Below are 10,161 nucleotides of genomic sequence, written 5' to 3'. Positions count from 1 at the left end.
ATCGGTAAGCCGATGATGACGCCAAGCCCCACATTCACACTGAGCTGCTCGCCCCAGGTGCGCTTGAGTAGCTCGACACTCTCCTTGATCGCCGCGATCGGACCGATGTTCTTCGCCGCCAAGACCGGAATCACCAAGAAGGTTGCCACGCTCCAAGCGAAGCCACCCAGACTGGCGAGCAAGAGGCCAATGCCAGGCTGCTGCTCACGGCCGCGCAGCAAGGAGAGCACGAGGCCAACGGTTGCGGCGACGGTTGAATAGCCGAGGATGACGCCCGCCCGTTGGCGCGCTAGTGCCAAGCCATCGCCAAAGGTCGGGTCACCGCCACGTAGTCGCTCCAGGGTGCCGCCTACCAAGGCGGTTAGGAAAAAGTTGGTGATGAAGCTGGTGACTAACAAAAATAGCCACAGCAGCAGTGCGCCGGCGGCATAGGCCCACCAGGGCGCATCGCCCGCTTGATTCTGCTGATCCAGCTGCGACACCAACTGTTCCAACTCGGGGTGGCTAAGCACCAGCCAAGCGCCCCCGCCCAGAATCAATGCCGAGAAGATCAGGATGCCGATTCCGGCCAGCAGTGGATAGAGGATGAAGCCCTTTTCAGCGCTGAGTACCGCCAATGCGCTGCGAAATAGAGACCATGAGCGTACGAAGACCGTCATCTGTGAGGCACCCTGTGAGGTTGGTAGTAGACATCGTTCGCTGACGGGCTCAGGGCATTCCGCCCGTCTTTTCGATCAGCTCACCGAGAAACTGCTCTGCCTCGGGAGTGCCCTCCGCCGGAGACCAAGCCGCAAAATCCTTGTCCGATGCTGGCGAATAGGGGCCGTTCTTGACCTCGAAGAGGATGGTGTCGGGCTCCAGGACGATCAGCGCGTGCCAGACGTCGGGCTCGATATCCACACCAAAGGTCGCGCTCCCGGGGCGCAGGTCGAGCCACTGGACGATGTTGCCGCCATCATCGAATGCGACGAAGCGCAGGGCTCCACTCAGCACGATGAAGGACTCGGCCTTAGGCGGCGTGCAGTGGCGATGTGGTCGCGCGTAGCTGCCGGGCTGCATCCCATTGAGCATCCGGTGCAGCGGCGCGTCATCGTCCTTGTGCAGGCGTTGAATAATGCGCCCGCGCGGGCTTTGACGCGCCAGGTTGGACGTCTTGGCCAGCATCTCCGCGGTGAGCGCGATCACCTTGGTGTTCGGGGCCTCGATCGCTAAGGGGAACGGCTTCTCGTTGGTCAATGTCAGTGCCCCCATTCCATCGTTTCCTAGCGCCTAGCGCCTATATCGCGCGCTTCAGGTCAGTCACCTTGCTGTTGTTCTCGCCGGCAGGCTTGTCGATAGTCGGCTTGGGATGATCCTCTCGCTCCCCGGACGACGGCGTCGGCTCGGGCTCCTTGCCCTTGAGCACCCGCTCAATGTTGCGGGCGTTGCGCGCCAGATAGATGGTCAGTTCCTCAAGGTCGACATCCGGTAGCTCGGGCAGCACCTGATCATCTCGCAGCAGCTGCGCGAGCCGGTCGGCGATCTCCAGTGCCTTGTCATAGGCATCGGCGGCTTTCTTGTCGGCGGTCCGCAATCGTTCCATCCCGTGCTTGTCTTTGACGATGTATTCGATCTCGATCAACGCAGTCGACTCCGGTCGCAGGCGAAGTTCGGGATTCTAGCAGGCTGCGCTCTAGGCCTGCGGTTTCAGATTGGCGAGACAGTGGTGGAGGGCGCCGGCTTCGCGCATCGCTGCTCACGCATTTGATCCTAGGAGCAGACGGTCAAGAACGCCATCCGTGGACCCAGCGGACCCCTAGAGCATACCCTCTCTTGCCAGCTGCTGGGTCAGCACCTCAATCTGGACATCGAGGTCTTCGACATCACGCTCCAGCAGCACCTGGTGCTGTTCGCGAAAGGCCGTCTCGACCGTCTCCAAGGCCTTGCGGAAGCGTTGTTCTAGCTCGGGCGCGGCGACCTGCCCGTGGGTCTTGGCATAGCCCTCGACGATGCGCTGCACGCCCTCTAGGTAGACCACTAGGAACTTGCGCGCCCGCCACAGATCACGCGGATCATCCTCGACACGCTCCAGGATCTGTTGCGCCAGCGCCGTGATCTCGGCAAGCCGTGTGCTCAGCTCCGACTGGGGGATCGCAAGACGTGCTTGCTCGATGGCCTCAATGACCCGAGCGGCATCACGCAGCGATGCCGAGCCCGACGCGCCCAAGCCAGACCGACGGCGCAGCCGGGTCTGGAAGGAGAGATCGAGGCCATACACAAGGTGAAAGCCCAGCAGTGTCAGCAGCCCAAAGGTCAGGGCGATACCCGGATGGTGCCCGGCCCCGAGCCAGGCCGTGATCCCGCTGCCGAGCGCAAGGAGCAAGGCGCCTGAGGTCTTCGGCGACAGACGCCGCCAGAGCGGGTCCGCGACCGCAGGCTGCTGCTCGGAGAGTCCCAGCCGGACCAGCAATGCACCAGCCAGCATCAAACCGTAGCCGATCAGATCGCCGATCAGCATCCCGAGATGTCCGCCGATGAGCGCGAGCAGCACCGCGATGGCTGCGGGTAGCGGCAACACGAATAGGGGCCAGTCTGGCTGATTGAAGATCGCTCGCGATCCTCCGGGATCGATCTTGGTCGATCCGCGCAGGCGGCGCCACAGCAAGATGAGGACTGCGACGATGATGACCAGGAAGACGAGAAGCAGCAGACGTTTCATCGCGGTGCCCTCAACGCCCCGAAGCCCTGACTGAAGCGGCCACCGCCGAGCCGCTGCAGGAGGCCAGCATTGCTTGCGAAGAGGCGATACCGAGCCCAATGCTCAGGAGTAGGAGGCCGAGGAGGCGGCGCTGGCGATCCGACATGTCGGTCATCTCCGAAGGTTAAAGATGTAGTAGCTGGGTCAGGAGCCACGCGAGGAAGAGCTTCAATCATCCTAGCCCACGCGGGATGTGGCTGGCCACGGTGCGCCTGCCCTCCTTCCGCCAGCGCGTTGTCGAGGCCAGCCGTAGCAGCATAAGACCTGCAGTCGGAGTTGGTCCCTATGCCAATTCGTGAACTACGTCATATTCGGCTTCTACGTGTTTCGTGATCTTCTGCTATCCTCATCTTATCCGTTGAAATTTAAGGGGGTCTCTTTATGGACGCGTCCGTCAACACTGCCGTTAGTGCATCGTTGTACATGAACCAAGCGCAGACGGCGCAACAGGCTCAGATGCAGATCTTTCGGGAAGCACTCGATAATCAAGCTCAGCAAGTGACTGCGTTGATGGAGTCTGCATCGACGGGGTCTGGGTCAGAATCCGGTTCTAACCTCGCCTCTGAGGGCCACCTTGGCACCCAGGTCAACACCTACGCTTGACCGCTGGAGCGCATCGCCCACCGTCTTCAGCGGCAGCCTGTGCTCGGCCATGTCCGGGATCACCTGAAGATTCGCGCGGCTGCCGCAGGCCAGTCCCAGATGGTTGTGGGCGATGTGGCTGGTCTCGGCGCTGTTGCGCAAATGGACCCACCGCGCATCGGTGTCGATGCCGGTGACCTAGACCTGATGGACCTTGGCGCGGCGGACTATCTGCCGCGAGGGTGCGGCCCCATGTCCCAGTGGCTCCTGCTTGATCATGAGCGTTCCAACGCACTGAAGGCCCGTGCCGTCTTGTTCGGTCTGGTACAAGAACGCGATGCCGCGAGCAACAGGCTCAAACTGGCCCAACGCGATTCCGACCGGCTCGGCCGGCTGCTCGAGGACGTGTTGGCCGATGCCAGCCGAAGAATCTGGCCGCCAAACACTGTCGCGGTCGAAAACTGGCTGCTCTGCGGTTAAGATTCTCAGATTGGACGGTCTGGACCCGACCGGCGTCCAACGTCTTGTTCCTGCTCCTAGGAAGCAAGCTGCCGTGTGCGGAGGCTGTGAAGCGCCAGGATCGGTTGCAAAGATGGGCTGTGCTGGATATAGCGCCGGCGGCGCCTCTGTGGAACCGAGCAATGCAAGTGGACCGTTCGGCGTTGCTCTTGAGCGAGCATCAGTGCCATCCTTGCTGTCGACCTCCAGCGAGTGGCGTTGATCGAGTCTACAGAATCATCCTTTTCCATTCCGAGGGGACATCATGAGAGTCTCGACGCTCGCCGTCATGGCTTTGGCCGCTCTGAGCTTGGCTCTAGCAGATGTCGAAACCAATCGGTTGCTCGCTCAAACGGCAGCCAACGGCTCCTGGCTAGACAAGAAGACGCCAAACTGGAATCAGGCAGGCGCCTCGATTCCTCGATCTCCCGCCCCGACATCTCCCTCCGCCGAGGCGACCCACAACTGGTGGACCGATGCGACTCGTCCTGACGGTCCTGTCGTCCTGGCATCCTCACCCGAAGAGACAGAGTATTTCGAGCGTTGCAAATCGTTGGTGCGTCCTGGAACCCTACCGGAAGATAAGCTGTTGCAAGAGGCTGGCTGGGTCTTGTTTGGCCAGGCCCATGTATTCGGAGGGCTAACCGTTATCACGGGTATGGCAGCCGTTGATGGTATGTGTCGACCCAATCAATATCAGGGATTTGTCTTTTCCGGTGGTCAATTTGCTGGCTCGCTGTCTCCCACACTCATGGACTCGCGCACCGACGGCGTACTTGATACCATTCAATTTGTCCAGGATCCTGCGGTTGCGAAAGGTGACTCTTCGTCCAGCGCGATGATTCCTGCAGCCACATTCAGTCGCTACAAAGCGACTGACCCGCTCTGCTGTCCATCAGCAGCCAGTGATGTGCTTTATTCGTTAGATGATCAGGATGATGAACCATTGATCATCCCGCAGCTACCCGCCCAGACAAGCTCAAATTGCGATCAGTAAGGCCCCTTGATTGGGGTGTTGAAACTGACTTGTCTGACCAGATTCGTTTTCGCTTGCTTCGGGCAACTCGATGATGAACATCAATATGACACTACGCACGATTCTCCCTGTCCTGATGCTTGGCGTTCCAATGACGGCGATGGCGGTTGATGGCTCGCATGCACAGGACAATAAAGGAGATGACGAGGCAAGATTACCGGCCTTGACCGGGATGGTCCGCTGCACCGTTGACCATGTGCTGGGCTGCACCTGGGAGCGCTCTGATTGCACGGACGGCGATGCTGTGTTAGCCGACGTGTCCGGCGATAGTCCAACCTTCTATGAGCTAGACTTGTTAAACAGGGTCGCTCGGCTTAAGGGAAGAGATGAAAAGGGCGTCGTGGTGCGGATAGACCGAATCGGTTTCATGCCTGATTCTGATGTCGTGAATATTCAGGGGGTCAACGAAGGTTGGATGCCTTGGACCTTGAGTTACAAGGCGTCCAATGGAAAGGGCTTCGTTTCTGAGACAGCTCCCGAATTCAGCAGTCTGTATCTGGTGAATTGCGCGGTGGTCAACAAGCCTTGACGATAGAGCGTTCGCGAGGATCTTGGACCTGGCCCCTTTCGCGGCCTATCGCCCACCGGGCCCGGCTGCCGAGCGCTGGATGCGCTATGCGGCCGGTGCCTAGCTAGCTAGGGTCTCAAGCCGGTACGGATTCGCTAAGTCGACGCCCCTCTGACAAGCGCCGATCATGCCTGATGCCATCGAACGACCGCTGGTCTGGGCTGGGCCCATCCTGCGCCGTGTGCTCAGCGACCGGCTCAGTCTCTGGCTCGCGGTGCGCGAGCCGGTGCGCGTGCGACTGGAGCTGCGTACCGAGTCGACCTCTGAGCTTGACGCTGGCTCGCCACGAGCACAGACACATCAGATTGAGCCTGGTGACCCAGCCTATCAGTTGCTCAGCGCTGGCACCGCACTGCACTATCTGCTGATCGATCTGGCGCTGCCGGAGGACCTACCGCTCGATACTTGGGTCGGCTATCGATTGGCGCTTGCGCCGCTTGCGGACGCTGCGCAGCGCTGGCATGAGTTCAGCGACTGGGCGCCTGATCTCTGCTATCCCGGTCAATCATGGCTCGGCTTCAGGGTTCCCGGCCGAGTACGCTCGCTGTTCCATGGCTCCTGCCGCAAGCCCCATCATCCCGGGGGTGATGGACTGGCGCGGGCGGATCAGTTGCTGGCGGATCTGCTCGCTGGGTCGACTGACCGCACAGGTCCAGCGGCGACCACCGTCGATCCAGCTGTGCTGCCAGAATGGCCATCGCTCCTGGTGCTCTCGGGTGATCAGGTCTACATGGACGATGTCGCCGGTCCGATGCTGCGGGCCATCCATCAGCTGATCGAGCGCCTGGGTCTGCCGGAAGAGCCGCTGCCGGATCTTGCCCAGAGCGGGGTGGTCGATGCACGCTCGCTCTACGCGCACCCGGATGGCTACTACCGACGCGAGCGGTTACTGCCTCGCCAGCGCCAGAATGCCGCGTTGCTCGAGGTCCTGTTCGGCGGCGTCGAGAAGCCGATCTTCACCAGCGCTAACGCCCATAACCACCTGATGACCTTAGGTGAAATGCTGGCAATGTACCTGCTGGTGTGGTCTCCAGCGCCTTGGCGAGGGCTCAACCTCGATCCACCACCGAATCTTGACGCGGCGAGACGGGTCCAGTTCGATCAGGAGCGCGCGATCCTCGAGTCCTTCGTTGCTGCGTTGCCGGCCGTGCGCAGGCTGCTGGCTCATCTTCCTGTGGCGATGATCTTCGATGATCACGACGTCACCGATGACTGGAATCTCAGTCGGGCCTGGGAGGAGGTGGCCTACGACCATGGCCTCTCGCGGCGAGTGATCGGCAATGCGCTCATCGGCTATCTGATCAATCAGGGCTGGGGCAATCGACCGGAGGCCTTTGGCGAAGAGCTGCTGGGGCTTCTCCAGCGCGGCCTGACGCAGCCTGGTGGCGCTGATCATGAGACCTGTGTGCAACGGTTGTTGCGCTTCGGCGAGTGGCATTATCAGTGGCCGACGACACCGCCGCTGGTGGTCATCGACAGCAGGACCCATCGCTGGCGCTCGGAGTCCATGGCCAGCAAACCCTCCGGCCTGCTGGACTGGGAGGCGCTGACCGACTTGCAGCAATGTCTGCGCGGTCTGCCCGCGGTGCTCTTGGTCTCGCCGGCACCGATCTTCGGGGTCAAGCTGATCGAGGCCATCCAACGGGTCTTCACCTGGCTCGGCTATCCGCTGATGGTCGACGCCGAGAATTGGATGGCGCATCCGGGTGCGGCGCACACGCTGTTGAATATCTTTCGACATCCGCAGACGCCGGAGCACTTTGTCATCCTGTCTGGCGACGTGCATTACTCCTTCGTCTACGATGTTGAGCTGCGCGGCCGTGCTCGCGGACCCGAGGTCTGGCAGATCTGCAGCAGCGGTGTGCGCAATGCCTTTCCAGCGCGATTATTGGCCGTGCTCGATCTGCTCGATCGCTGGCTCTACGCCCCTCGCTCCCCGTTGAACTACTTCACGCGTCGACGGCGCCTGCGTATCCAGCCACGCAAGCCGGAGGGTGTCGCAAGCGGTCGCCGCTTGCTGAATGGTAGCGGTATCGGGCTGGTCGAGCTGGACCCCGAGGGTCGGCCTTGGCGTATCCGAGAGCTCCTCGCTGATGGGCCGGTCGTGGTCTTTCCACAGCAACCCAGGGACTGATATCTTCGTATTCTGCCCGCGCATCCTGTGCGGCCATGCCGTGGCTAAGGTGATTAAGCCGAATCCTTGAGAAGAAGGACGTCTGGGACAGGCGGCAGGAGGGGGGACGATCGCCTTCAACCTGACCGCGGCTGGCGCCGCATGGCGCTGCGGCTAGCTCATAGATACAGCACACCGTCGCGTCGGCTGTTGATGGCCGGCTCGTCGTCGGTCAGGCTGCGCATGCGCGCTTCCACGCGCATCGCGTTCATCAGTTCGGGATCGGCGACCTCGGGATACATGGCGTGAAACCGCGCCACTTCCCTGACGTTTGCGCGTGCCGCCTGTTCCAGCCGGAGGCGGTTGTCATGCGCGAGGCCATGCAACATCAGTAGGCGCGGCGACTGTCTCTGTATGTAACGCTGGCAGAGCTGATGAGCAGCTTCATCCGGCCAATCTTCCCGCAATAGCAGCGGCGGAAAGCGGTCCCGCGCGGTTGAGCCACGGCGAAACCATTGGGCCTTGGGCCTGGTCCCGGCGCGCTCGGCGACGAGCCGCTCGACTTGATAGTTGATGGGTGGGACGCCCTTGGCCAATTCCTCGTCGCTGCGCTGGATCGGCATCACGGCGGCCGGTAGTGCCGTCCATTCGGCATGCTCTGGGAAGCTGCTCATCTGCTCAGCGTCGACGCAGGTGAAGATCAAGGCCAGCGGCGATGCATCCTCCTTGTCCAGCAGCCAGTATTCGTGCTCGTCGGCGACCGGGAAAGGGAAGTCTGCTTCGGCGATGAAGGTCGTCAGCTCCAGAATGCGCTCATCGACCTCCTGGTCTTCATTGCGCTCGTCCGCGGCGATTCGACGAATCCAGCTCTCGCTGACGTAGGCTGCTCGCTGATAGCTTCGCTGATGTCGTTGGTAGCCCTGCATTCCGCGATGATTGGTGCCCCGCAGGAAATGGATCTCCCAGGTCTGGCCGTCCATGGTGATCGCCCGTGCCCGATCCGACTCGGCGATCTGCGCCTGGCCTGAGAACGGCGGAGAAAGCCTCTGCGAATAGGCGTTAATCATGTGCGTCTCCAGTGATGCGATGGACCGATGTCGGCAGCGTGCTCGCTATAGGCTGGAGTTGGGCGCTTGGAGGGCTTTTTCGATGCGGACGGCTCGTTTCTGCAGGGAAAGCGCTGCGCACACCGATCGCACGGCAATCGGGTAGCGCATGGACCGGTCGAGCTCAGCGGGCACCAACCGACTCAGCTGAGACCGAGCAGGGCCTTGATGAAGTCCTTGATCAGGTCGATGAAGGCGGGGCCGAACAGACTGATGCCGACGACGAGCAGCAGGATCCAGGCGATGCCGATAGCGAGCCCGGCCAGCACCAGGAGACCGTCGCGGGTGATGAGACCGATGGAGGCTAGGGCAATGCCGATGCCCGGTAGGGTGTTGGTTGCCGGGAAGGGGAGCAGGATGCTGGCGAGGAAGACGACGAAGATGGCGCCGATCAGGCGCTCCGCGGTCGGCCCGGACAAGATCAGCAGGCGCGGACGTGCGAGGCGCTCGATCCAGCCGAAGTACTTGGAGGCCCCAGCGGCCATCTGCTGCAGCCCGGACTTGCTGAGCACCCGCTCACGGAAGCGCTGCGGTATCCAGGGCTCCGAGCGGCCGATCGCCATCTGCATGGCGATGACCATCATCGGCAGTGAGACGATCTGCGGAATGCCATAGAGCAACGGGATGCAGACCGGCATCGCCAGCGCGAACAGCATCAGGCCGAAGGCGCGCTCGCCTAAGGCCTGAGTGAAGTCGTGCAAGGTCATGCCCTCGGTCGGTGCCTCATCGGCGATGAGCCCGAGGGCGGCGATGAGGCCGCCGCGCGGGGCGACCTCATCGGAGTCGACAGAGACAGGGCTGTCGCTCATCAGCCTCAGCCCAGCAGGCTGTTGCCGAGCAGCGGCGCGATCACCAGGCTGACGATGGCCATCACATTGATCAGGATGTTCATCGAGGGGCCAGAGGTGTCCTTGAAGGGATCGCCGACGGTATCCCCGACCACGGTTGCCTTATGGGTATCTGAGCCCTTGCCGCCATGATTGCCCTTCTCGACGTACTTCTTGGCGTTGTCCCAGGCACCGCCGGCGTTCGCCATGGTCAGGGCCAGCAGGACGCAGCCGAGCAGGGCGCCACCGAGCATGCCACCCAGCGCCGCTGGCCCGAGGATAAAGCCGACCACCCAGGGTGCAGCGATGGCAACCACGCCAGGCAGGACCATCTTCTTCAGGGCCGCCGTCGTGGCAATGTCGACGCAGCGGGCGGTATCGGGCTCGGCAGTGCCTTCGAGCAGGCCCGTGATCTCGCGGAACTGGCGGCGAATCTCGTTGATCATCGCGAAGGCCGCATCACCGACAGCGGTCATGGTCATGGCCGCAATCGAGAACGGCAGGATGCCGCCGATGAACAGGCCGATGATGACCATCGGATCGCTCAGCAGTAGCTCGAACTCCGGCACATGCAGCGCCACGCTCTCGATGTAGGCGGTGATGATGGCCAACGCCGCCAAGGCTGCGGCACCAATGGCGAAGCCCTTGCCGATGGCGGCGGTGGTGTTGCCGAGCTCGTCGAGGGAGTCGGTGA

The 10,161-nt window shown here is 61.9% G+C and carries 12 protein-coding genes; 5 read left to right on the top strand and 7 right to left on the bottom strand.

Annotated elements, in window-relative coordinates:
- The 4 genes from ACY693_RS08910 to ACY693_RS08895 form a co-directional block, all read right to left on the bottom strand.
- Window positions 1-659 (bottom strand): DUF6159 family protein (locus tag ACY693_RS08910; RefSeq protein WP_462321475.1); only part of this gene is annotated, 659 nt, incomplete at its 3' end.
- Between the two features lie 49 nt (window positions 660-708).
- Window positions 709-1,251 carry a WbuC family cupin fold metalloprotein gene (locus ACY693_RS08905; RefSeq protein ID WP_462321474.1) on the bottom strand — a complete coding sequence of 181 codons (543 nt, stop codon included), beginning with the start codon at window positions 1,249-1,251 and terminating at the stop codon, window positions 709-711.
- A gap of 25 nt (window positions 1,252-1,276) precedes the next feature.
- The gene (locus ACY693_RS08900; protein WP_462321473.1) at window positions 1,277-1,621 is read right to left on the bottom strand and encodes a YebG family protein; all 345 of its coding nucleotides are present in this window, start codon (window positions 1,619-1,621) and stop codon (window positions 1,277-1,279) included.
- A gap of 174 nt (window positions 1,622-1,795) precedes the next feature.
- Window positions 1,796-2,698, bottom strand: a complete 903-nt coding sequence (locus tag ACY693_RS08895) for a 5-bromo-4-chloroindolyl phosphate hydrolysis family protein (RefSeq protein ID WP_462321472.1) — start codon at window positions 2,696-2,698, stop codon at window positions 1,796-1,798.
- Between the two features lie 420 nt (window positions 2,699-3,118).
- On the opposite strand from ACY693_RS08895, the gene ACY693_RS08890 reads away from it, so the two are divergent.
- The 5 genes from ACY693_RS08890 to ACY693_RS08870 all read left to right on the top strand — a co-directional run bounded on the left by ACY693_RS08890 (window position 3,119) and on the right by ACY693_RS08870 (window position 7,555).
- Window positions 3,119-3,340, top strand: coding sequence for a putative motility protein (locus ACY693_RS08890; protein ID WP_462321471.1), 222 nt, complete (start codon window positions 3,119-3,121; stop codon window positions 3,338-3,340).
- A 99-nt stretch (window positions 3,341-3,439) separates the two neighbouring features.
- Entirely contained in the window at window positions 3,440-3,799 is a 360-nt protein-coding gene (locus ACY693_RS08885) for a hypothetical protein (protein WP_462321470.1), read from the top strand.
- A gap of 283 nt (window positions 3,800-4,082) precedes the next feature.
- Entirely contained in the window at window positions 4,083-4,814 is a 732-nt protein-coding gene (locus ACY693_RS08880; protein WP_462321469.1) for an LppP/LprE family lipoprotein, read from the top strand.
- Window positions 4,815-4,887: 73 nt separating this feature from the next.
- A complete protein-coding gene (locus ACY693_RS08875; RefSeq protein WP_462321468.1) occupies window positions 4,888-5,382 on the top strand; it encodes a hypothetical protein in 495 nt (164 codons plus the stop codon).
- 166 nt (window positions 5,383-5,548) lie between these two features.
- Window positions 5,549-7,555, top strand: a complete 2,007-nt coding sequence (locus ACY693_RS08870; RefSeq protein ID WP_462321467.1) for a metallophosphoesterase family protein — start codon at window positions 5,549-5,551, stop codon at window positions 7,553-7,555.
- A gap of 158 nt (window positions 7,556-7,713) precedes the next feature.
- On the opposite strand, the gene ACY693_RS08865 is transcribed toward ACY693_RS08870, so the two are convergent.
- From ACY693_RS08865 to ACY693_RS08855, 3 genes are all read right to left on the bottom strand, one after another.
- On the bottom strand, window positions 7,714-8,601 hold the full coding sequence (locus tag ACY693_RS08865; protein WP_462321466.1) for a hypothetical protein: 888 nt from the start codon (window positions 8,599-8,601) through the stop codon (window positions 7,714-7,716).
- 182 nt (window positions 8,602-8,783) lie between these two features.
- Window positions 8,784-9,449, bottom strand: coding sequence for an exopolysaccharide biosynthesis protein (locus tag ACY693_RS08860; protein ID WP_462321465.1), 666 nt, complete (start codon window positions 9,447-9,449; stop codon window positions 8,784-8,786).
- Window positions 9,450-9,454: 5 nt separating this feature from the next.
- Window positions 9,455-10,161: sodium/proton-translocating pyrophosphatase (locus tag ACY693_RS08855; protein ID WP_462321464.1), on the bottom strand; the 707-nt coding region annotated here is incomplete at its 5' end.

It is taken from the genome of Halochromatium sp., assembly GCF_054919635.1.
This window is presented reverse-complemented; position numbering and strand designations above follow the sequence as displayed.

Coding starts and splice junctions, on each gene's coding strand:
- ACY693_RS08860 (WP_462321465.1), bottom strand. CDS start 9,449: ATGAGCGACAGCCCTGTCTCTGTCGACTCCGATGAGGTCGCCCCGCGC.
- ACY693_RS08885 (WP_462321470.1), top strand. CDS start 3,440: ATGGTTGTGGGCGATGTGGCTGGTCTCGGCGCTGTTGCGCAAATGGAC.
- ACY693_RS08890 (WP_462321471.1), top strand. CDS start 3,119: ATGGACGCGTCCGTCAACACTGCCGTTAGTGCATCGTTGTACATGAAC.
- ACY693_RS08865 (WP_462321466.1), bottom strand. CDS start 8,601: ATGATTAACGCCTATTCGCAGAGGCTTTCTCCGCCGTTCTCAGGCCAG.
- ACY693_RS08880 (WP_462321469.1), top strand. CDS start 4,083: ATGAGAGTCTCGACGCTCGCCGTCATGGCTTTGGCCGCTCTGAGCTTG.
- ACY693_RS08870 (WP_462321467.1), top strand. CDS start 5,549: ATGCCTGATGCCATCGAACGACCGCTGGTCTGGGCTGGGCCCATCCTG.
- ACY693_RS08875 (WP_462321468.1), top strand. CDS start 4,888: ATGAACATCAATATGACACTACGCACGATTCTCCCTGTCCTGATGCTT.
- ACY693_RS08895 (WP_462321472.1), bottom strand. CDS start 2,698: ATGAAACGTCTGCTGCTTCTCGTCTTCCTGGTCATCATCGTCGCAGTC.
- ACY693_RS08905 (WP_462321474.1), bottom strand. CDS start 1,251: ATGGGGGCACTGACATTGACCAACGAGAAGCCGTTCCCCTTAGCGATC.